This is a genomic window from Nocardia ignorata NBRC 108230 (genome assembly GCF_001612905.1).
GTDB lineage: Bacteria > Actinomycetota > Actinomycetes > Mycobacteriales > Mycobacteriaceae > Nocardia > Nocardia ignorata.
In genome coordinates this window covers 82,657-105,057 of the sequence record NZ_BDBI01000010.1, presented here as the reverse complement: position 1 = coordinate 105,057, position 22,401 = coordinate 82,657, and the positions used below count along the sequence as shown (strand labels likewise).

Sequence of the window (22,401 nt, the reverse complement as noted above, 5' to 3'; positions counted from 1 at the left end):
GCGGCGATGACACTGCAATCACGCTCGCGGGGAGTCGATGCCTTCCCCCTGACCGGCGGGAAGTGGCGTGATCGGCTCGCGCCCGCCAGAACCCTGTCGGACCTGTTCGAGAAGCGCTGGATGGAGGGCGCGGTTCCGCTGGCCCTCGCCCTGCTGCTCAGCCTGCTGTTCGTCCTCTTCACCCCGGTGGGTCCGGCCGACACCCCGATCATCATGGACGAGGTGTCGGAGAAGGGGCTGCTCGCCATCGGGCTCACCGTGGTGCTGGTCTGCGGTGGCATCGACCTGTCGATCGGTTCGATGGTCGGCCTGACCGCGATCGGCGTGATGGTCGCCTCCCGTGCCTGGGACTGGCCGATGGCGGTCGTCGCACCGGGCGCCGTGGTGTTCGGCGCCCTGCTCGGCAGCGTGAACGGCTACTTCATCGCCTATCGCAAGATGCGGCCGTTCATCACGACGCTGGTCACCCTGGTCGCGTTCGGTGGTGCGGCCGCCGCCTTGCAGTCGGCGTTCAGTTTCGAACTGAGCATGCCCAAGCCCGATATCGTCTGGGACTTCCTCGGTGAGGGCAGCATCGCGCTGATCCCCACCGGCTGGTTCTTCTTCGGGTGCGTACTGATCGCCGTGCATGTCGGCCTCACCCGGTCGCGGTGGGGCTGGTGGGTCGCGGCGGTCGGCAGTGATCGGCGTTCGGCGCGGCGCAACGGCATTCCGGTCGACCGGGTCACCTTCTTCGTCTACGTCCTGTCGGGGGCACTGGCCGGGTTGGCCGCCCTGCTCACCTCGGCCAGGGTCGGGCGCACCGACCCGGACGTCGGCCAGGGCTGGGAGATCATCGCCCTGACCGCCGTGGTGCTCGGTGGTGTCAGCCTCAAGGGCGGACGCGGATCGGTGCTGCGGGCCACCGTCGGCATCATCGTCGTGCAGGTGATCCAGCAGGCCACCGTGGCCTTGCGACTCGAAGGTTCCTACTACACGGTCGTTCTCGCCACCGCACTGCTCGTGTTCGCGGTGCTCGACCTGCAGTGGGGCAAATACCGGCAGCGCACCGCCGACAAGCTCAAGATCGATCCGGGCCGGATCACGCTCGGCCCGCTCGTCGACGTCACCGAGCCGGGCACGGTGTGGACGATCAACAACAGGACCACCGACGCACCCCCGATCGGTCTCGGCAAGATCGAAGGCGCCGAGGACTGCGCGGTCGACCCGGAGGGCAATGTCTACTGCGGTGATCGTCGAGGCTGGGTGTGGCGTTTCGCCGCCGACAACCCTGATGAGGGCGAGATTTTCGCTCGCACAGGCGGTTTCCCCCTCGGGCACGGGTGGGACCGGGACGGCCAGTTGCTCGTCGCCGTCGGTGGTATGGGCATCTACCGGATCTCCCCCGACGGTGAATCCGAGCCGATCGCCACCAAGGTCAGACGCAGTCGTTTCTCCCTGCTCGACGATTCGGCCTTGCGTGCGGTCGACGACCTGGACGTGGCGCCGGACGGTTCGATCTACGTATCGGACTTCTCCACGCGTACCAACGCGGCCGAATACCTGGTGGAGCTGGTGGAATCGCGGGCAAACGGCCGCGTGGTCCGTATCGACCCCGACGGCGGCACCGAGGTGGTGGTGTCGAACAGCGTGTTTCCCAACGGCATCTGCACCTCGCACGACGGCCAGTCGATCCTCATCGCCAGCACCGGTCTGTGCCGGGTGGACCGGCTCTGGATCGCCGGACCCAAGCAGGGGCAGCTGGAGCCGGTGCTGGAGAACCTGCCCGGCAACCCCGACAACCTCAACCGCTCCTCCGACGGCAACTACTGGCTGCCGTTCGTGTCGATGCGCACGCCGATGTCGGACCTGCTCAACCGCTACCCGGCGGTGCGCAGGCGGATGACCAAGGAGGTCCCGCTCGACAGCTGGGTGGTGCCGCAGCTCAACGTGTCGTGCGTGATGAAGTTCAACGATCGTGGCGAAGTCCTTCAGGTGCTGTGGGATTCGTCGCTGGCGAACTATCCGATGGTGACCGCGGTCAAGGAGCGGGCCGGCCAGCTGTATCTGTGCGGTGTCAGCAACAACCGCATCGGTCGACTCACCCTCGACCCGAGCGAGGTCGGAACGATCGATCCGGCCGCGGTTCCCGGGCTGATCGTGCCCGGCCGATCGATGGTGGAGGTACGGCGATGAACCGGACGATCAACGCCATGAAGGAATGGCTGAACCCCGACTGGGCCCGGCACCGCACGGTGCCTCCGTTCGAGGCGGGCCTGCGGCCCAACCGCCGCCTCGACGAGGGCGTGACTCTGCTGCCCGACGTCGAGTTCGAACCCGACGACGTGCGCATCCGTGACAACGGAGTGGTCGTCTTCTCCAGTGGTGACAGCATTTTCACGCTCACCGAGGGCACCGTCATGCGGCTGGTGACGCTCGGTGGGCAGGTCGGCAGTCTGTTGGTCGCCGATGATCGGGTAGTCGCCGCCGTCGAGGGCGTCGGCCTCGTGACAGTCGACGAAAGCGGAGTGGCCACCGACCTGTGCACCGATCCCGAGCTGGCCGGGTGCGTCACCGATCTGACGTTGCTGCCGGACGGCGTCGTGTTGGCGACCATCGGCTCCCGCGAGATACCGGATTGGTCCGCCGCGCTGGTCGCCGACGACCGGAGTGGGCGCATCGTGCGCGTCGACGGATCGCACGCCGAGGTGGTCGCCGAGGGTCTCGGCTGGCCGGGGGGAATCGAAAGTACCGGCGAGGGTGAGGTTCTGGTATCGCTGGGCTTCGACCACCGCATCGAACGCCGCACCGTGGCCGCACCGAGCAAGCCCGGCACCGCGGTGGCATCGAATCTGCCGGTGTATCCGGGCCGGATCGCCGCCACCACGGACGGCTGGTGGGTCGCCGCGCCGTACGCGCGCAATCGCTTCACCGAATTGCTGCTCGACGAACCCGCATTGCTACGCGAGATGACCACGACGATTCGTCAGGACCAATGGTTCGTCCCACGCCTGCGGTGCCCGGATCCCTACACCGACACTCTGCAGCTAGGCCAGCTGCGCGTACACGGCGTGATCAAACCGTGGGCGCCCGCGCGCTCCTACGGTCTGGCTTTCCGCATCGATCAGCGGGGACGCATCGCCGAAAGTGTGCATTCGCGCGCGGACAGCGACCGCCACGGGGTCACCGGCGTGGTGTCACGTGACGGACGGATCGTTGTGGCGGCGCGTGGTTTCCGCAACCTGATCGAACCGCAGACAGACAACGAAAGGTGAGCACCGTGAGCGACACCGCCGTCGCCGAGCCGGTGATCCGGCTCAGCCGGATCAGCAAGCATTACAACGGAACCTACGCGCTGCGCGACGTCGACTTCGAGGTCGCTCCGGGCGAGATCCACGCCCTGCTGGGTGAGAACGGCGCGGGCAAATCCACCCTCGTGAAGGTGATCTCGGGTGCGATCGAACACGACGCGGGCACCCTGCTCGTCACCGGGCGGATGCGCAACTTCAGCACCCCGAAGGAATCGGCCGAGGCCGGGGTCGCGATGGTGTACCAGGAAGGCTCGCTCGTCGAGTCGATGACCGTGGCGCAGAACCTGTTCCTCGGTGACGAGAAGGCTTTCAACAATCTCTCCCAGCTCAATGTGGTTGCGCGAGAATTGTTGGAGTCACACAACTTCCACATCCGGCCGGAGGTGCCCGCTGGTGCGCTCGGCATCGCACAGAAGCAGATGGTGGAGATCGCTCGCGCGGTACACCGCGACGCCAAGGTCGTCATCCTCGACGAACCGACCGCCTCGGTGACACCGGAGGAACGACTGCAGCTGTTCCTGTCGATGCGCAGGCTGAAGAAGCAGGGCATCGGGGTCGTGTTCATCACCCATATGCTCGACGAGGCACTGGAAGAGGCCGACCGCATCACGGTCCTGCGCGACGGTGAGGTGCAGGGCACACTCGACAAACCGGCCTTCGACCGCGCCGAGGTGGTGCGGATGATGGTGGGACGCAGCGTGGAATACCAACGGGTGCCACCGAATCGCGAGCCCGATCCGGCACCGGTGCTCGAGGTCGAGGACATCACCCTGCTTCCGGCTGTGCGCAACATGTCGTTCTCCGCACACGCGGGGGAGATCGTCGGGATCTACGGTCTCGTCGGTGCCGGGCGAAGTGAGACGGCGATGATCGTCGCCGGGGTGACCAAGCGCCGGCGTCTACGTGGCGGCACCGTGCGACTCGACGGGCACAAGGTGCGTTTCCGGACACCGCGCCACGCCCGTCGCGCGGGCCTGGTCTATATCACCGAGGACCGCAAGGCCTCCGGCTTCTTCGGTCACTTCTCGATCGCCGACAACATCTACTTCGGGCACCTGTGCAGCGCGCCACGCCTGCCGTTGCTGGTGCGACCGGGGGAACGCAAGACCGTGGCCCAGCGCTTCGTCGAGCGGTTCCATGTGCGCACTCTGCGACCCGAGCGGGCCAAATTGGAGGAGCTCAGTGGCGGCAACCAGCAGAAAGTTGTGCTGGCCAAAGGGCTGACCCGTCAGCCACTGGTGGCGATCATCGACGAGCCGACCCGTGGTGTCGACCTCGGGACCATCACCGAGATCCACGCGATGATCCGCGCCTTGGCCGACGACGGTGTGGCGGTGATCGTGATCTCGTCCTATCTGCCGGAGATCCGGGCGCTCTCGGACCGGATCCTGGTAGCCAAGCAGGGCAGCATCGTGGCCGAGTTCGATCCGGCCGAGGCCGACGACGCGAAGCTGATGTTCGCCGCGGTGCACTGAGGGGGAAGGATCCTTCCCAGGAACAGAGTCGTCCTGCCAGGGACTTTCCGGATGACGAAGACTGATGTCATCCGGAAAGAACCCCGACGAGCCGAGGACATCATCGTGCAGCACATCGACTTCCCGAACGCCACGGTCACCATGGCGGGCGACCTGTACCTGCCCGAGAACTTCTCCGTCGACCGGTACTACCCGGCGATCGTGTGCGTTCATCCGGGCGGGGGCGTGAAGGAGCAGACCGCCGGTCTGTACGCGCGGAAGCTGGCTGCCGAGGGCTTCGTCGCCCTTGCCTTCGACGCCTCCCACCAGGGGGAGAGCGGCGGGATTCCGCGTCGGCTGGAAGACCCGTTCGCGCGGGTCGAGGACATCCGCGCCGCGGTGGACTACGTCTCGACCCTCGACTTCGTCGATGCCGCCCGGATCGGCGCGTTCGGTGTGTGCGCCGGGGGCGGTTACGCGATCGACGCCACCAAGTCCGACCGCCGGATCAAGGCCGTCGGCACGGTGAGCCCGGTCGACATCGGCGCCACCTTCCGGCGCGGCTGGGACGGCTCGTTGCCGCTGGAAACGCAGCTCGCCACGCTGGACGCCGTCGCGGGGCAGCGCGCCATCGAAGCCGCGGGCGGGGAGATCGCCGAGGTCACCTACGTGCCCGAAACCCTTGACGACACAACCCATCCCGACATGATCGAAGCGCACGAGTACTACCGCACCCAGCGCGCGCAGCACCCCAACTCCGACAACCGGATGCTGTTCACCGCCAGCGTCACCCGGATCTTCGACTACGACGCCTTCGCCGGTGCCGAGTTCCTGACCCAGCCGGTGCTGCTGATCGCCGGCTCCGCCGCCGGTTCGCTGTGGCAGGCCGATGCCCTGCACAAGCGCCTGCCGGAGAACACCGACCTCGTGCTGGTCGAAGGCGCGGGTCACGTGGGTCTCTACGACCGCCCTGAGTACGTCGACCAGGCCATGGCCGCCCTGACCCCCTTCTTCGCGACCAACCTCTGATCAGCGCCCACCCTATCGAAGATTTGATATGGAATATATTATTATGGAAATGTGACGGGCGTCTTGTCCGTCCGGACCGAAGGGTGGCATCCATGACCAGTGAGCATCTCGGCAAGACCGCACGACGCGTGATCGCGGGCCTCGACGGCGACGGCAAGTCGACGATCGTCGTCGACGAGGACACCGCCACGCGCATCGCCCTGCCCGCGTTCACGGTGAACGACGTGTGGCGGGTCGACGCATTGCCCGCCGCCATGGCCGACGGCGACACGCTCGGTTCCGAGGTGGAGCTGGACCCGCCCGCCGCGGGCGTGGTGGTGCGCCTTGCGACCTTCCCGCCCGACAGCGAGATCGACCCAGCGGTATACGCGGAATCGATCGGCAACCTGCACGGCGAGGACGCCAAGGCCGAGGACGACGCGATCGTCGGCCTGCATGCCACCGAGACCGTCGACATCGCCACCATCATCGACGGCGAGATCTACGCGATCTACGAAACGGGGGAAACCCTGCTTCGCGCGGGCGACACCGTGATCAACCGCGGGATCAAGCACGCCTGGAGCAACCGGACCGACAAGCCGGTGACCATGGTGGCGGTCATGCTGCCAGGTAAGCGCTGACGGCCGAACAGCGCCGGCTACGAGGCCTGGGAACCGCCGACGGGTCCCAGGTCTTTGTTGTGTTCACGCACGAGCTGGTCGTCGAGAAAGTATTCCGGATCATATATTGTGCGATATTGTGATCCACGTCGCACGGCGGTGTCGCTGTGGCAGAACGTCGAAGGAGTACGAAATGGATGGTCCGGCCCCGCGCAAACGAAGTGGCCTCGTCGTGGTCATGCTCTGTTTTCTGACGATCGTGGCCGACGGCTACGACCTCATCGTCTACGGCGCCACCGTGCCGAGCCTCCTGGACGAACCGGGGTGGGGGATGTCGGCGAGCACCGCCGGCTTGATCGGCAGTTGGACCCTGGTCGGCCTCATGGTCGGCTTCCTGCTCGCCGGCCCACTGGCCGACCGCATCGGACGCCGCAAGGTAATGATGGCGGGTGTCGTCTGGTTCTCCACCGGCTGCGCGATCTGCGCGGTCGCCACGTCGCCCGAATTCCTCGGCGCCGCTCGGTTCTTCACCGGCATCGGCCTCGGCGGCGTCGTCCCTTCGGCGGTCGCCCTGACGATGGAGTTCGCGCCGCGCAATCGCAGGCAGATCTACAACGGCATGATGCTGACCGGTTACTCCTTCGGCGGCATCATCGCCGCCCTGGTCGCGATCGCCTTGCTCCCCGACAACAGCTGGCGCGTGCTCTACGGCGTCGGCGCGTTGTGCGTGATCGTGGTGCCCGCCATGTACTTCTGGTTGCCGGAATCGGTGAACTCGCTGGTCGCTCGCGGGAAAGACGCCGAGGCTGCCGAGCTGGCCGGTGACTACGGACTCGACATCGACGCGATTCGCGCCGAACAGCGAATCCAGGTCGGCACGGCCTCGAGCACCGACAGCGCGAGCGGGCTGCGTATGCTCCTCACCCGCCGGTACCTGCCATCTCTGCTGCTGTTCGTCCTGGTCTGCGTCTGCGCCCAGGTGATCACCTACGGTCTGAACACGTGGTTGCCGGTGCTGATGCGCGAGGCAGGCTACCCACTCGGCTCCTCGCTGCAATTCCTGCTGGTCTTGCAGGTCGGTGCCATCATCGGCATGATCGGCGGTTCGATGCTCGCCGACCGGTACGGCTCACGGCGGATCCTGGTTCTGTTCTTCCTCATCGGCGCGGTGTCGTTGCTCGCGCTGAGTCGCAAACTCGAGACCGCGGTGTTGATGGTCGCGGTAGCAGGCGCGGGGCTGGGGTCCATCGGCAGCAGTTCGCTCGCCTACGGCTACGTCGCGGCCAAATACCCTGCCTCGTGCCGGGGTTCGGCTGTGGGCGCCAGCATGGGGCTCGGCCGCGTGGGCTCCATCCTCGGTCCGTCGATCGGTGGCTGGGTCGTCGGCTCCTCGCTGGGCAGCCACTGGAACTTCTACGCCTTCGCGATCCCCGCGCTGATCGCCGCCGTCGTCGTGATCCTGATGCCCGCTTCGACGGTCGACGACGAGGTTGCGCAGGTACAGGCCCCTGAAACAGACCCGGGCGGGGTCGTCGAACCGGCCCGCTAGCTTCAGGTTTCCCGTCCGGCACAGCTAGGTCGTCACAACGCGTCGGCGGGCAGACGGGTTAGGCCGAGCCGGGTGCACTGCAACAGCAACGGCGACAGAGTGTGTTCGGCCTCGTCCCGGCGCCCGGCCCGCCGCAGCGCGGAACCCAGTAGCAATTCGGCGCGCAACCTCGCCAGTGGGCGACGGTTCGCGTGCATGCTCGCGAGCAGGAGTTCGGCTCGTGCCAGCGCACGTTCGTGTTCGCCCGCCTCCGACAGCAGTCGGATGGCTGAGTCCTCGTCGAACTCGTCGATGGCGGCGACGATTCCGTCCTCGTGCCGGACCGTGCGTGGTGCCAGCAGGGCGTCGGCGATTCGCGGGTCCAGATCGAAGCCCGCGCGGACCTGTTCGTTGCGGAGACGAGCGGTCAGCCGAGGTAGCTCGAGGCGCTCGGCGACCGACAGGCCTTCTGCCAGGAGTTCGCGCGCGCCCACGTGATCGCCGCGCAGGGACCGCGCCCGCGCACCTGTTCCATAGGTGGCCAGCATGAAGTCCACCCCACCGCCGCCTTCGGTCGACAGTTCCCTGCTCGCCGTGAGCAGATCCACGGCTGCGTCGAGATCGCCTGTCTCATAACGCAGCTCACCGAGTAGTGCCCCGGCCAGGCGGGTGGCGTGCGCCGCCGGGCCCATCGTGGCCCGTGCGGTGTCGAGTGCGACGGTGAAAAGCTCCTCGGCGCCGGCGATGTCGAGCTGTTCGAGGGCCGCGAGACCGGCGAAACAGCGACCGTAGACGGACAGGAACGGGCCGGTCGCCTCGTGGTACGGCGCCGCCCAGAGTTGCCGTCGCCGCGCCTCGTCGAAGTCGAAGCGATGGACCGCGGCGAAGGTAGCGATATTGGCGGCCAGGCCCGGAATCCTGGGAGAGAAGTCGTCGGGACGGGTCAGCGCCTGCCCGATCAGCCCGTCCAGTGCCGATACCCGGTCGGCGAACATCTCGCGGACACTGATCGCGACGTCTGCTTCGGCCCGTAGATCGGCACGGTCGGCTTCGTCGACGCAGTCCAGGGCCGACTCGAAACGGGCCAGGTATGCCTCGGTGGCCGCAGGCCTGCGCAGAACCAGGTTCACCCACACCCCGAACAGCTGGATCCGCGGTCTCGTGCGGCACACATTCGCGGGAAGTTTGGCCAGAATCCCCTGCAGCCTCACCATTCTGGACCGTTCCAGCAGATAGCCCGCGCCCTCCTCGACGAGCTCGGCCGCGCGGCCGGGGTCTTCGGCGGCGAGAGCGTGTTCGACGGCGTCGTTGAGCAGATGACGGCGGGCGAACCACTGCGCGGCCCGCAGCCGCAGCCCAGCGATTTGTCCCGGCCGGTCCTGGGTCAGTCTGCGGCACAGGTAACCGGCGAAGAGCTGGTGGTAGCGGTACCACTCGCTGCCGGGGCCGGTCGGCAGGAGAAACAATCCACGTTCGGCGAGGTCGGCGAGCACTTCGGCGGCATCGGCGTGGCCGGTCAACGCTGCGGCCAGGCTGCCGCAGATCCGCTCGCAAATCGAGGTCGTCATGAGGAAGTCGAGCGTTTCCGGGTCGAGGGCATCGAGCACGTTCTCGGCCAGGAACGCACCGATATCAGGGTGGGTGGCGAGGCTACCGAGTAGCTGCCCGGTGTCCTCGCCCGCGCGCAACGACAGCACCACAAGTTGTAACGCGGCGATCCACCCGTCGGTGGCCCGGGTCAGCGCGAGGACTTCCTCGGCGTCCAGGTGCACATCATCGGCGTCGTCGAGGAAGTGGCGGACTTCGTCGGCGTCGAAACGCAAAGTGGCGGCGTCGGCCTCGGTGAGCTCACCGTGCATGCGCAGTCGGCTGACCGGCAGGCCCGGACTCGCGGTGGTGGTGACGACGAGCGGCAGATGATGGCAGCCGTGCTCGAGCAGGAACCGGATGGCCGCCACCGAGTCGGCGCCGGTGACGCGCTGCCAGTCGTCGAGGACCAGGGTGACCCGCCGGTCGCGGGCGTGCAGACCGTCGACGAGCCCCGTGAGGACAGCGCGGGCCGGATCGTCGGGGTCGGCCTCGAGCAGGCGATCGAGGTCGTCGGCGAGATCGGGAACCGCGGGACGGACAGCCTCGACGAGGTGGGCCAGAAACCAGGCGACGTTGTCGTCGTCCTCGTCGACGGTGAGCCAGGCAACGGCGGCGCCGTGTTCGACGAGCTCGTCGTGCCATTGCGCGGCGAGCGTGGTCTTCCCGAAACCACTGGGTGCGTGAATGGTGGTGAGCCTGGTGCGTTCACACGTACGCAGCCGCTCGAGCAGCCGCTTACGGGCCAGCGTCGCACGCGCCGGGGTCGGCGGGCGGTACTTGGTGGCCGGAGTCGGTGGGGCAGTGGTTCGTTCCTTCGATCGCGGTGCCGGCGCCGCCACCTGTGGTGGCGGGCTCGGAACCCGAAGCACGTCGACGGGTGCGCCTGTAGCCCGTTGCGCCGCACACAGTTCCGCGCCGAAACCAGCGGCATCGGCGGGCCGGTCGGCTGGGTCGGGAGCCATCGCGTGCTCGATCACCGACCGGACCGCCGCAGGCACATCCCGGCCGGTGAGATCGGGGCTCGGTTGCCGGGAAATTCGCAGGAATTGGGACACGACCTGCTCGCCTACGCGACGTTCGTAGGCCACATGCCCGGTGAGCGCGCAGAAAAGTGTGGCGCCGAGACTGTACACATCCGCGGCAGGGGTGGCCGAAGCGCCGCGCAGAACTTCGGGCGCGGCGAACGCGGGGGAGGCACTCACGACACCCGTGGTGGTGTGGAATCCGCCCTTGACCCTGGCGATGCCGAAATCGGTGAGCTCCGGCTCGTTGTAGTCGCTGATCAGAATGTTGGCCGGCTTCACATCGCGATGCAGGATGCCCGCCCTGTGCGCCGACTCCAGCGCACCAGCCATCTTCACACCGAGCCGCAGCGTCGCCGCCCAGTCGAGCGGACCGACGGTGTGAATGCGTTGCTCGAGCGACCCACGCGCGTGATAGGGCATCACCAGATAGGGATGCCCGCGATGAGTCGTGCCCGCGTGGAAGACGGCGACGATATTCGGGTGGCCCGAGAGCCTGCCCATCGCCTGCTGCTCACGCACGAAACGCTGCAACCCGTCGGGGTCCAGCTCAGCGGTGAGTACCTTCACCGCGACGACCCGGTCCAGATCCGGCTGGGCGCACCGGTACACGACTCCGAAGCCGCCGCGCCCGATCTCCTCGGCGTCTTCGAAGCCCGCCGCGGCCAGCTCCGCGGGAATTCCCGAAGCGGAACTGCGCTGTGTCGACTCGATGTCGGCCATCTCGGCTCGATTCGGTACTGCCGCTCGGGTCGCGGTGCGCGGGTGCGCTCGCCTCTACCGAGAATAGCCCTGTCGATGCCGGTGTTCGACCGGCATCACAGGCGTTTCGACCAGTAGTGCACCCAGCGGTACTTCGCTCGCTCTCTCGGCGTCATTCCGCCCCAGATGCCATGCGGTTCGTTGGTGGTGACCGCGTGGTCCCGGCAATGGGTCAGCACCGGGCAGTCCGCGCAGACCTTCTTGGCGGCAAGCACCTTTCGCGATTCCTGGCCCGTGTCGTAGAAGTCGTTCACGTCGTAGGCGCGGCAGGTGGCATACATCTGCCAGGCCCACGCTTCCGCGCGCGGCGGGGGCAGGCGCAAAGACTTCTCGCCCGCGGGTCTCATGCCGGTTCACCCACGGTGACGCTCAGCGCGCGCCGGTGAGCGGCCGCGGCGAGCTCACGTTCGCGCGCGCTGTCAGGTCCGCCGAGACCGGCCAGGTGGTCGTGCAACCGTGCCTTCGCCGCGTACCAGGCGGCCAGCGCTTGCGCATCCGCGCCGGGGGCGGGACGGGTCAGGCACAACGCGGTCATTTCGATCAGCACGTTCATGATCGGTCCTTCGACTTGCCGGGATCAGTCGTAGACGACGACGCCCCGCAGGTTCCGCCCGGCGTTCATGTCGGCGAAGCCCTGCGTGATGTCGTCGAGGGAGTAGCGGGTGGTGACGAGTTCTTCGAGTTTCAGCGAGCCCTGCTGATACATCGCCAGCTGTGCCGGGATGTCGGCGGTGGGCGAGCTCGCGCCGAACAGCGAGCCTTGCAGGCGCTTCTGGTACAGCGTGAGCTCGTGCAGGTTGATGTCGCCCGCGCCGACGGTGGCGTCGCCGAGCCCGACGGCGACACAGGTGCCTGCCTTGCGCACCGCGCTCAGTGCCCTCCCCACATGGCGACCGGTGGTGATACCGACCGTCACGATCGCGGAGTCGGCACCCTGGCCGTTGGTCATCGAGCGGGCGAGTTCGGCGGCCTCCTCGATGTCGGCGACGGCATGGGTGGCGCCCAGCTTCAGCGCGGAGTCACGTTTGAACGGCACGGGGTCGACGGCGATCACCGCGGCGGCGCCGGCGTGCGCGGCGCCCTGCACGGCGTTGATGCCGATACCGCCGATGCCCATGACGATCACGACGTGTCCGGGTTTCACCGCGGCCGAGTTCACCGCCGCACCCCAACCGGTGCCGACACCGCAGCCGGTGAGGCAGGCGATATCGAGCGGGATCGACGGATCGATCTTGATCGCCGAGACAGCGGAGACGGTGGTGTATTCGCAGAAGGTGCCGAGCCCGGCGAGCTGACCGACGGGTGCGCCGTCGAGCGAGAGCCGATACGACGTGGGGTCGTCGAAACGCGCGCCCGTGGCCAGGAACGCGCCGAGGTCACACAGGTTCTGGTGGCCGTGTGCGCACCACCGGCAGCGGCCGCACACCGGAAGGAAGGAGAAGACGACATGGTCGCCTTCGGCGAAGCCCTTGGTGCCCGGTCCGACGGCCTCGACGACACCGGCGCCCTCGTGCCCGCCCGCGAGGGGCAGAATGCCCGGCGTCTGCGTACCGACAGCGAAATGGTCGTCGGAATGGCACAAGCCCGCCGCGGCCATCTTGACCCGGATCTCACCGGGACGGGGGTCCTCGATGTCGAGTTCGACGATCTCGTAGGCGCCAGGAGTCTGCCGAAGCACCGCGCCCCGGGTCAGCACGAGGTGGCCTTGTCGTCGGTGTTCGCCCAGCTGGTCATCAATGCACTCCTTCACGGTCGTTGATTCAGCATAATATATTGTGCGACCTGCGTCACGCGATCGGCCGGAAACTCCGCACGTCGACAGCGCGGTGCGGGTCGGCCAGCGCGCACAAAGTCGCGGTGCCGAAGACGCCCCCTCGGTCGAAGGCGACGGCGGTGCCGACCGAGATTCCCGCCTCTTCGATTCGCTGAGTAGTGGCGAAACCGACGGCCGGGCCAACGGGCAGGCGGCCCAGGGCCAACGAGACGTCGGCATTGATGAATTCGAGTCCGTTGCCGCCGAGGTTGACCGCTACATTCACCACGTCGGCAACGCCTGCGGCCAGTTGGAACGGTGTGGTCGGCTCGCCCTCGACCACGGGAATCTGCTCGTGCCAAATCGTATTGCGAGCCTCGTTGGTGGATCGGTCCGCGTCGCCCCACCCGGTGTTCTCGGTGAAGTAGAGCCGGTGCTGGGCTTCGACGAGCGCGGTTCCAGGTGGTGGCGGCTCCGGTTGCGTACCTCCGGACCAGACCGCACCCGGCGGGCTCTGACTGGGCGCCAGCCACAGCGCCGAGGCCCGGGCGACGGGCCGGCCGTCCTGCTCGAGCACGGTGTCGATCAAGCACAGTCGCTTGCCTTGCCGGACGACGGCTGCCGAGGCTGTGCACGGGCGTAACCGGGCGGGCCGGAAGAGGTCGAGGGTCCACCGTACCGGCACCAGGTCGGCACGCCCGATGGTGTCGATCTCCTGCTCGGCCGCGCGAGCCAGTGCAGAACTCACCGCTAGTCCACGCATGTGCTCCTGCCCCCACCCGCTCGCAGCCTCGGCCTGGGGGACCAGCTCGACCCCATGGCCGCTGTGCTGTGTGCGGAAGAATGCTCCGGTCATCGGTGTGCCCTTCGGATCAGGTAGACCATTATATTAAATATATGATAATGTCGGATTCTGAACACTAGCCCTCCCGAGGTCCTTCTGATCCCCCGGGACCTCGGGCAAGGCGTCGGTCACCGCACACGGCACATGGGCTTCGACCCTGCGGTGACCGACGCCGTTTTCCACGGGGTGGTGCTGCGCGATTGTGCTTCGGGGCCGCATAATGCGTAAGTGCCGATCGATAAAGACCCTCTGGACGCCGATTCCTCGCACCGGGAGCTACCCCGCCGCGTGAATTCGCAGCGTCAGCAGTTGTCCGAAGACGTCGCGAGCTATGTGCGGGAACTGATCATCTCGGGCCGGGTTCGCTCCGGTGAGTTCTTGCGCGCGGAACCGATCGCGGAAGCGGTCGGCGTGAGCAACACGCCCGTGCGTGAGGGCCTTTTGCTGCTCAGTGGCGAGGGGTTCGTCGAACTGGTCCCGCGGCGCGGGTTCATGGTGTCGGCGTTCAGCAGGCAGGACGTACGCGACCTGTTCTGGGCACAGGCCACACTCGCGGGTGAACTGGCTTCGCGCGCGGCGAAATCCATCTCACCGCGCCAGCTCGCCCACCTCGCCGATGTGGTCGCCGAGCACGAACAGGCGGTAGCCGACGGAGCCGATCTCGACCGCATCGTCGCGCTCGGCCACGAATTCCATCGCACCGTGAACTTGGCCGCGGATTCCCGCAGGCTCGCGCTGTTGTTGCGCTCGATCGTCAAGCAGTTGCCCAACCGGTTCTACGGCAATATCGAGGGCCATGCCAATGAGTCTCTCGATTTCCATCCCGCCATTCTCGAGGCGCTGCGCAAGCGCCGCGCGAAGACGGCGAGCAGCCTGATGCGCGATCACATCATGTCCGGCGCCGACGAACTCATCGCCATGCTGGAGAAGCAGGGCATGTGGTCCACCCCGGAGAAGTCCACAGCCTAGGTCGCAGTGTCCAGAAAGTTGGACACTCGGTGCGCCGGTTCGCACGCAGCATGGGGGAGCAGGACCTCACTGCAGAGAACCGGACAGGAAGGCACCGTTCAACGATGAGCACCACCCCCGATCAGGCCACCAAAGATCTCGCGGACAACTGGGTCAAGGCCCTCACGAACATCGATCTCTTCAAGGAGATCAGCCATGACGATTGCCTCGTGTGGCACAGCGCCGACGACAAATGGGTCACCGTGGCCGACGCGGTCGCGGCCGTGTACGAGCGTTCCGCGGGCGGTGCCGTTCCGACCTTCGTCTCCCTCGGGGTCACCTACACCGAGCACGGGTTCTTTCACGAGTGCACCACCGAGGTATCGATCGGCGGTCAGGAGATGAAGCTGCACCTGCTGCAGAACGTCGAGGTCCGCGACGGCAAGGCCGCGCGGGTCCGTGAGTACATCGGCCCGGAAATGGGCGTCCAGCCCTGATCCGGAAGCCGGGAGCTTCGCGCTGAGGGCCGGTGTCGGGACCGAAATGGTCATGACACCGGCCCTTTCGTTCGTCTAGGGGGTGATGGCGACCACGGGCCCGTCGGACATGACCACACCGGTGTCGACCGAAGGCCGTCCGGACGGTGCGAGGCTGCCGTCGTCACGGATCGTGTAGGTGTGCACCCGCGTCGTCACCTGCGCGGTGAGCACATCGATGAGATACAGCGTCTTGCCGTCGGGATGCAGGGCCACTTGACCCGGCAGGGTGGCCGCGGGCGCCGCGTACGGTGAACCGGGAAGTTCGGTCAGTCGTCCGTCCGGGTGCAGGTCGAAGCCGGCGATCGACTGGCCCATGGCGTTGGGGACGTACAGGCGGGTGTTGTCGGCGGTCACCACCGCGCCGTGCGGAACGCCGTGGGTCGGGTAGGGCGAGCCGGGCGTCGGTGTCAGATTCCCGTCGTCACCGATCAGGAAACCGGACAGATCGAAACCGAATTCGTTGCTCACGTAGAGGTATCGCCCGTCCCGGCTGAAGCCGGGGGCGACGGGACCGAGTTTCACCTCGATGGCGCCGAGCGGGGTCATCGTGCCGTCCGGCGAGATCGCGTAATTGGACATGGTGTTGCCGAGGTAGGTGACCACCCGCAGGAACCGTCCGCTCGGGTCGACGGCCGCCATACCGACCGCGCTGAACCCGTCGACCGGAACCGTCGGCGCTCCGGTGGGAACGAGCGCGCCCGAGGGCGTCACCGCGAACGACTCGACGTGGCCCGGCGCCCCGCCGACCACGACGAACAACTGTTTGCCGTCCGGGCTGAGTGTCGCCGCGGTGGGTGGCCCGCCGACGGTGATGTCTGCGCCTGGTACCGGATGCAGTGTCCCGTTGTCGTCCAAGCGGTATCCGGAGACGCCGAAGTCGCCGGCGTGGGGGACGTAGACGGTGCGGCCGTCCGGGGCGAGTACCAGCGAGAGGACGCCGAAACCGGTGGGGAAGGGGCTGTTCGGGACATGTGTCAATGTCCCGTCGTCCGCCACGCGCAGGACGCTGATGCCCATCGACGCGGTGCCCGCGACCATCAGGAAGCGGGAAGTGGCGGCCGCGGCCGGGCCGGGCGCAGCACTCCAGCCGACGACGGCGAGCAGCATGGCGATGAAAGCCATTGCGGCGCAACGGAGTATACGACTCACGGGGCCGGATCGGGAGGGGAGGGAAAGGGAAGTCATCGGTGATCTCCTCGATGAGATTCGGAGTCCGCGATCGGCAGAAGGCAAAATCGCGCGACAACGCGGAACGATCACACTTTGTATATGATCTGGCAACCTCCGTTGTGTGCCGTAACAGTCGGAGGTCTGTCTGTTTGCCATATTTCAAATCAACAACGCGAGTGAGATTGCACACTATATTGTGCATAATTCGGGGCAGGCGACGTGGCTTGCCCGATACACGGAGGTACCGCATCCTGATGCTCAGGAACGCATTCGCACCGCGACGTGTCGCCGCAGCCGTGGCCGCCGCGCTCGCACTGTCGTTGTCCCCGGCCCTCGCGCACTCGGCCCCCGCCGACGCGCCACGCTATCTGCTGGTGACCGGCAGCGGTTCCGCGAGCATCGGCGTCATGCGTGTCGACGACAACGGCGCGCTCACCCCGGTGCCCGGTTCCCCCTTCGCCGGCGACACCGGCTCGATTACCCTCGAGATCGCCCCGGACGGCCGCCGGGCATACGCCGGGCACGTGGTCTCCGGCTCGATCATCGGCTTCGACCTCGGCGCCGACGGGTCGATGCACCAGATCGCAGGCAGCCGCATCGATTTCGGCGCCCCCGTGATCGGCGTGACGATCACGCCGGACGGATCCCGGTTGTTCGCGACCGTCGGCACACTCAGCACCGAGGTACGTTCCTTCGACATCACCGCCTCGGGCGTGCTCGTGCCGACCGGCGCCCCGGCCACTCTGGTACCCGGGATGAGCGGATTGAGCCTGCCACAGGTCACCCCCGATGGACGCCACCTGATCGTGACCACCTTCACCGGCGGGACCGTCACCAGCTACGCCATCAACGCCGACGCCTCGCTCACTCAGGCCGGCCCGACCATGGCGACGGGTGAGCTGCCCGCCTTGCCCGCCATCACCCCGAACGGCCGCTATCTCTACGTCAGCAACGAGGGCAGCGCCACCCTGTCCGGCTATGTGATCGCCCCTGACGGCAGCCTGTCGGAGGCTCCGGGCTCGCCGTACCCCACCGGTGACACCCCGCACGGTTCGGCGATCACCTCGGACGGCAAGCACATGTACGTGCCCGCATCACGCAGCGGACAGGTCGAGGGTTTCCGTATCGGCGCCGACGGTGCGCTCTCGTCTCTGCCCGGTGCGCCCTACCCCACCCCCGAGGGCACAGTGCCCGGACGTGTTGTGCTCAGCCCCGACGAAGACGAGCTCTGGGTCATCGATTCGCTCACCGTCAACGGCACCGCGCGGGTGCATACCTACAACGTCGCCGCCGACGGCAGCATCGCGCCGTCGGGGCTGCCCGCTGTCGACACCGGCGTGATCTTCCACGACGGCCCGTCGGCCCACCTGACCCCCGCGCGATGACGCACCGCGGTGGGCCGCCCGGCCCACCGCACCGTCAGCGCCTGTCGATCCCGAGGAGAGCCACTGTGCCGCCGGCCGAAGCAGAGTCGAGCGTCGAGGACGCCCGTTCCAGCAGTTCGCACCACCCGCTGCGAGCCCGTTTCGGCACGAGCGTGCGGACCCGTGTGCTCGCGATCGCCCTGATCCCCAGCCTGGTGTTGTTGGCGACGGGCGCGGTCGCGGTGACGCTGGTCGGGCTCCGGGCGCAGTCGGTCAAGGAATGGTCCGACTACCGGGGCACAGTGATCGACCCGCTGCTGCGGTTCGTGACATCGATCCAGGCCGAACGGCTCGCCAGCGTCACCGCGCAGGAACACGCACCGGGCGCGGACGCGGAACTGCGCACCAGCCGCGACGACACCGACCGCGCGATCGCCGAGACCGGCCGGATCGCCTCGGCGGCACAGGATATGGATCAGGACACCGGTGCCGAGTCCATCCAGGCGCTGTCGGATCTCATCGGCCGGATGCAGGTGATCCGGGAATCGGTCGACAGCAGGCGGGCGACCACCGGCGACGTCGACCAGTATTTCAGCGACCTCATCGCCGCCATGCTCGGCGCGGGCCAGGACTCCGCACGGTTGAAGTCTTCCGACACCACGACGATGGACGCCGAGATGACCGCGATCGAGCTGCTGCGCGCGGCCGAAAGCCATTCGCGCGTGGTGAGTCTCGTGGCGGCGGGAACCGCGTCGGCCGAGGGTCTGTCAGCGTACGAGCGGCGAGTGCTCGCGCAACATATCGGCGTCTACCGCAAACAATTCGAGCTCGTCGACACCCGCCTGTCGCCTGCGGTGCGCACCAGCGTTCGTTCCCTGACCGGCGGTGCCGACTGGCGGGTGGGTACCACCGGCGAGGACGAGATGGCCGAGCGCGGCGAGCTGACGATGCCGGTCCAGCAATGGTTGGCCGCCGAACGCGCGATCGACACCCGCCTGATCGCGGTGATCCGGGATCAGTTCCGGGTGACGGTCGACGCGACGAGCGCGGCAGCCGACCGCATGATCGACCAACTGCTCTTCGTCTCGGTCATCATGCTCGTCGTCACCATCCTCGCCGTGTCGGGTTCGCTGGTCCTGGCCAATCGATTGTTGCGCCGCCTGCGCGCTCTGCGCTCGGCCAGCCTCGAGCTCGCCAACGACCGGCTGCCCGATCTCATCCGCCGTATCCACAACGGCGAACAGGTCGACGCGCAGGCCGAAACCGCCCCGGTCGACCGGGGGCGTGACGAAATCGGCCAGGTGGCAGAGGCTTTCGCTGTTGCCCAGCGCACCGCGCTCGAGACCGCTGTGGGCGAGGCCAGTACCCGCAACGGCTTCAACAAGGTGTTCCTCGACATCGCGTTCCGCAGTCAGGCCCTGGTACGCAGGCAGCTCGACGTGCTCGACGTCGCCGAGGCCCGCCAGGACGACCCGGAAGACCTCGAGCTGCTGTTCCAGCTCGACCACCTGGCGACTCGCGCGCGCCGCAACTCCGAGAACCTGCTGATCCTCGGCGGGCGCGCGCCGGGACGACGCTGGCGCAACCCGGTGGCGCTCGAGGAGATCGTGCGCAGCGCGGTATCCGAGACCGAGGGGTACGCGCGGGTGAGCGCGATCCGGCTACCCGCCGTCAGCGTGCTCGGCGCCGCCGTCGCCGACCTCATCCACTTGCTGGCCGAGCTGATCGACAACGCGACCGCGTTCTCCCCACCTGACGCGCCGGTCGCGGTGCATGGAAACTCGGTCGGCAGGGGAGTGGTGGTCGAGGTCGACGACCAGGGCCTCGGGATCTCCTTCGAGGAACGGGAACGGCTCAACGCGATGCTGACCGAGCCGCCACAGTTCCACGAGATGGCGCTGGCGGGGCATCGCCATCTCGGGCTGTTCGTGGTGAGCAGACTCTCGGCGCGCCACGGCATCTCGGTGACCCTGCAGGAATCGCCGTACGGTGGTGTGCGAGCGACCGTGCTGGTGCCGTGGGCTGTGCTCGAGGCCGGGGACGACAACCCGACTGCGGCGGTCGAACCGGTGCACACCCGCGACGCCGTGCACCGTGTTCCAGGCGCCACCGCGCTGCCCGGTGCGCCTCGCCCCGATCCGGTTCCGGCACCTGCCCTGCCGGAGCAGATCCGCCGGGCCGAGCCGGTGCGACGCAACGGGTACCACGCGGCGAGCAACGAACCGCCGGCCAGGCTCAACGGAGCCTCGGTCGCCGAGGCGGATCGCAGACCCGCCCTGCCCAGACGTGAACGGCTCACGCACCTGTCGCCGCAGCTCAGTACCGATGTGGGAGAAGAGGATCCGTACAACCCGCCGCCCGCAGGGGCAGCGCGCGTCCGAGCGCCGGAGACGGTGCGCACGGCGATGAGCTCGCTGCAGAACGGCACGCGACGGGCTCGCGTGCGACCACCCAACTCCCATCCGTAGAACGGTCAGAACATGAACGAGGACATGATGGTTCGTCAGGCTCCCGCAGGCACGCTCGACTGGTTGCTCACCAACCTGGTCACGATGACATCCGGCGCCGAACACGCGGTGGTGCTGTCCGCGGACGGACTGGCACTTGCCGGGTCCGACGGTTTCGAGCGCGAGGATCTCGAGCATCTGGCCGCCATGTCGTCGGCCCTGCACAGCCTGGCTCGTGGGGTCGGCACACGGTTCGCCAAGGGGCCGCTGCATCAAACCGTCGTCGAACTGGAGCACGGCTATCTGTTGGTCACCGAGGCCGGGCACGGCGCGTGCCTGGCACTGCTCACCGACGCCGACGCGGATCTCGGTTTGATCGCCTACGAGATGAACGTGATCGTCGGCCAGGTGCGTGAGCATCTGTCGGCGGCGCCGCGAACCTCGATGCCGACGCGAGTGCCGTGAGTGAGGGGCCGGACGAGATGTGGGGCTACGAGGACGACGACCCGGGGCCCCTGGTTCGGCCGTTCGCGCTGACCCGCGGCCGAGCGGGCCGGGACCTACCGGACCTGGACATCCTGACCCTGGTGATCTCGGTCGGCTACGACTCCGATGTCAACAAGCTCGACCGTGAGTACGCCCAGATCTTCCAGCTGTGCCGCCATCAGCCGATGTCCATCGTCGAAATCGCCGCCCATCTGAAACTGCTCCTGGTCACCGTGAAGGTGCTCGTCAGCGACCTCATCACGGCCGGCTATGTGATCTTCCGATCCCCACCGAGGGCCGAAACGGGCCCCGACCCCGAACTATTGCAGGCGGTACTGGATGGCATACGTAACCTCTGACGGACGCGGTCCGGCGGTCATGTCCACCGAACTGGCGGTGAAGATCCTGGTGGCCGGGGGATTCGGCGTCGGGAAAACCACGATGGTCGGTGCGATCAGCGAGATCACCCCGTTGCGCACCGAGGAGCAACTCACCGAACTGAGTAGTTCCGTGGACGACCTGCGCGGGATCGAAGCCAAGCGAACCACCACCGTCGCACTGGATTTCGGCCGGATCACCATCAATCCGCGGGTGATCCTGTATCTGTTCGGTACCCCTGGGCAGGATCGGTTCTGGTTTCTGTGGCCGGAGCTGTCGCGTGGCGCACTCGGCGCGGTGGTGCTGGTCGACACCCGGCGTCTGGCCGACAGTTTCGCCGCGGTCGACTATTTCGAGTCCAGGCGGATCCCGTTCGTGGTCGCGGTGAACTGCTTCGACGGCGCGGACCGCTACGCCCCCGAGGAGATCGGCGCCGCCCTCGGCGTGCCGACCCATGTGCCGATCATGCTGTGCGATGCGCGCGACCGCGCCTCGTGCAAGGAGGTGCTGGTCTGCCTGTTCGAGTACATCATGGCGAACACTGCCGCAGTGCGACCGCGCTCGATATGAATTGTGAAGGCGCACAACTACTCTGGTGCTGATCGACAAAGCACAATATATTTTCCGGTATCCGGAACTCCGGGTGCGAACCTCACCGAAAGGTCCAACCAATGAGCGATCTGCTCGACCTCGTCAACGTGCACTACGCCGGACTGGAAGGCGGCGATCTCGAACTGGCCGCGAGCCCGTTCACCGAGGATGTGTCGGCGCAGTTCCCGTCCGGCCCGCTCACCGGCATCGAGGCGCTGCGCGGCATGATCGGCGCCTTCATCACCGCGTTCCCCGGGATGAAGATCGAGCGCCGCAACACCTGGGTCGACGGTGACACCGCGATCGCCGAGATCGTTTTCACCGGTGTGCAGACCGGACCGCTGGCGACCGCCGAGGGTGAGGTGCCGCCGTCCGGCCGCACGGTGACGTTCCCGCTCATCGACACCTTCACTCTGCGTGACGGCAAGGTCGGCGAGCACCGCGTCTACTGGGACAACGTCAGCTTCCTGACCCAACTCGGTCTGATGCCCGCCCAGGGCTGAGCACCGTCCCGACGCGCGACCCCTTCGGCTCCGGCCGGAGGGGTCTTTCGCTGTCCGTGTCGGTGGGAAGTGTGCAATTTCCTGGACGATTCGAGTGTGGTTCG

Annotated in this window: 20 protein-coding genes; 14 read left to right on the top strand and 6 right to left on the bottom strand. The window is 67.3% G+C overall.

What is annotated here, in order from left to right; genetic code table 11:
• Positions 1-6 precede the first annotated feature (6 nt).
• The 6 genes from NI2_RS09340 (at position 7) to NI2_RS09315 (ending at position 7,921) form a co-directional block, all read left to right on the top strand.
• Positions 7-2,175 carry an ABC transporter permease gene (locus tag NI2_RS09340; protein ID WP_067488500.1) on the top strand — a complete coding sequence of 723 codons (2,169 nt, stop codon included), beginning with the start codon at positions 7-9 and terminating at the stop codon, positions 2,173-2,175.
• Positions 2,172-3,254: a hypothetical protein gene (locus NI2_RS09335; protein ID WP_067488498.1), complete on the top strand. Its 1,083-nt coding sequence runs from the start codon at positions 2,172-2,174 to the stop codon at positions 3,252-3,254. The genes NI2_RS09340 and NI2_RS09335 overlap by 4 nt, the downstream gene beginning before the upstream one ends.
• Positions 3,255-3,259: 5 nt before the next feature.
• Positions 3,260-4,765: a sugar ABC transporter ATP-binding protein gene (locus NI2_RS09330; RefSeq protein ID WP_067488537.1), complete on the top strand. Its 1,506-nt coding sequence runs from the start codon at positions 3,260-3,262 to the stop codon at positions 4,763-4,765.
• Between the two features lie 51 nt (positions 4,766-4,816).
• Positions 4,817-5,773: an alpha/beta hydrolase gene (locus NI2_RS09325; RefSeq protein WP_243749943.1), complete on the top strand. Its 957-nt coding sequence runs from the start codon at positions 4,817-4,819 to the stop codon at positions 5,771-5,773.
• A 92-nt stretch (positions 5,774-5,865) separates the two neighbouring features.
• Positions 5,866-6,393 carry a cupin domain-containing protein gene (locus NI2_RS09320; protein WP_067488496.1) on the top strand — a complete coding sequence of 176 codons (528 nt, stop codon included), beginning with the start codon at positions 5,866-5,868 and terminating at the stop codon, positions 6,391-6,393.
• A gap of 172 nt (positions 6,394-6,565) precedes the next feature.
• Positions 6,566-7,921 (top strand): MFS transporter, encoded by a 1,356-nt coding sequence (locus tag NI2_RS09315; protein WP_067488495.1) that lies wholly within the window; start codon positions 6,566-6,568, stop codon positions 7,919-7,921.
• Between the two features lie 32 nt (positions 7,922-7,953).
• Here NI2_RS09315 and NI2_RS09310 read toward each other — a convergent pair whose 3' ends face one another.
• The 5 genes from NI2_RS09310 to NI2_RS09290 all read right to left on the bottom strand — a co-directional run bounded on the left by NI2_RS09310 (position 7,954) and on the right by NI2_RS09290 (position 13,883).
• Positions 7,954-11,235, bottom strand: coding sequence for a serine/threonine-protein kinase (locus tag NI2_RS09310; protein ID WP_067488493.1), 3,282 nt, complete (start codon positions 11,233-11,235; stop codon positions 7,954-7,956).
• Between the two features lie 95 nt (positions 11,236-11,330).
• The gene (locus NI2_RS09305; protein ID WP_067488491.1) at positions 11,331-11,621 is read right to left on the bottom strand and encodes a WhiB family transcriptional regulator; all 291 of its coding nucleotides are present in this window, start codon (positions 11,619-11,621) and stop codon (positions 11,331-11,333) included.
• Positions 11,618-11,827: a hypothetical protein gene (locus NI2_RS09300; protein ID WP_067488489.1), complete on the bottom strand. Its 210-nt coding sequence runs from the start codon at positions 11,825-11,827 to the stop codon at positions 11,618-11,620. The genes NI2_RS09305 and NI2_RS09300 overlap by 4 nt, the downstream gene beginning before the upstream one ends.
• A 24-nt stretch (positions 11,828-11,851) precedes the next feature.
• Complete coding sequence (locus NI2_RS09295) at positions 11,852-12,970, bottom strand: NDMA-dependent alcohol dehydrogenase (protein WP_067488488.1); 1,119 nt, start codon at positions 12,968-12,970, stop codon at positions 11,852-11,854.
• Between the two features lie 91 nt (positions 12,971-13,061).
• Entirely contained in the window at positions 13,062-13,883 is an 822-nt protein-coding gene (locus tag NI2_RS09290; RefSeq protein WP_067488486.1) for an acyl-CoA thioesterase domain-containing protein, read from the bottom strand.
• A 222-nt stretch (positions 13,884-14,105) separates the two neighbouring features.
• Between NI2_RS09290 and NI2_RS09285 the strand changes: the two genes are divergently transcribed.
• Positions 14,106-14,840 (top strand): GntR family transcriptional regulator, encoded by a 735-nt coding sequence (locus NI2_RS09285; protein WP_243749981.1) that lies wholly within the window; start codon positions 14,106-14,108, stop codon positions 14,838-14,840.
• A gap of 104 nt (positions 14,841-14,944) precedes the next feature.
• A complete protein-coding gene (locus NI2_RS09280; RefSeq protein WP_133734080.1) occupies positions 14,945-15,316 on the top strand; it encodes a hypothetical protein in 372 nt (123 codons plus the stop codon).
• 75 nt (positions 15,317-15,391) lie between these two features.
• Here the strand turns inward: NI2_RS09280 and NI2_RS09275 are convergent, their stop codons facing one another.
• Positions 15,392-16,480 (bottom strand): lactonase family protein, encoded by a 1,089-nt coding sequence (locus NI2_RS09275; RefSeq protein ID WP_067488483.1) that lies wholly within the window; start codon positions 16,478-16,480, stop codon positions 15,392-15,394.
• Between the two features lie 302 nt (positions 16,481-16,782).
• Between NI2_RS09275 and NI2_RS09270 the strand changes: the two genes are divergently transcribed.
• From NI2_RS09270 to NI2_RS09245, 6 genes are all read left to right on the top strand, one after another.
• The gene (locus NI2_RS09270; protein WP_067488481.1) at positions 16,783-17,913 is read left to right on the top strand and encodes a lactonase family protein; all 1,131 of its coding nucleotides are present in this window, start codon (positions 16,783-16,785) and stop codon (positions 17,911-17,913) included.
• A 65-nt stretch (positions 17,914-17,978) separates the two neighbouring features.
• A complete protein-coding gene (locus NI2_RS09265) occupies positions 17,979-20,360 on the top strand; it encodes a sensor histidine kinase (protein ID WP_067488479.1) in 2,382 nt (793 codons plus the stop codon).
• 12 nt (positions 20,361-20,372) lie between these two features.
• Entirely contained in the window at positions 20,373-20,804 is a 432-nt protein-coding gene (locus tag NI2_RS09260; RefSeq protein WP_133734078.1) for a roadblock/LC7 domain-containing protein, read from the top strand.
• Positions 20,801-21,184, top strand: coding sequence for a DUF742 domain-containing protein (locus tag NI2_RS09255; RefSeq protein WP_243749941.1), 384 nt, complete (start codon positions 20,801-20,803; stop codon positions 21,182-21,184). The genes NI2_RS09260 and NI2_RS09255 overlap by 4 nt, the downstream gene beginning before the upstream one ends.
• Entirely contained in the window at positions 21,165-21,773 is a 609-nt protein-coding gene (locus NI2_RS09250; protein WP_067488477.1) for a GTP-binding protein, read from the top strand. The genes NI2_RS09255 and NI2_RS09250 overlap by 20 nt, the downstream gene beginning before the upstream one ends.
• A 101-nt stretch (positions 21,774-21,874) precedes the next feature.
• The gene (locus NI2_RS09245; protein WP_067488475.1) at positions 21,875-22,297 is read left to right on the top strand and encodes an ester cyclase; all 423 of its coding nucleotides are present in this window, start codon (positions 21,875-21,877) and stop codon (positions 22,295-22,297) included.
• Positions 22,298-22,401 lie beyond the last annotated feature (104 nt).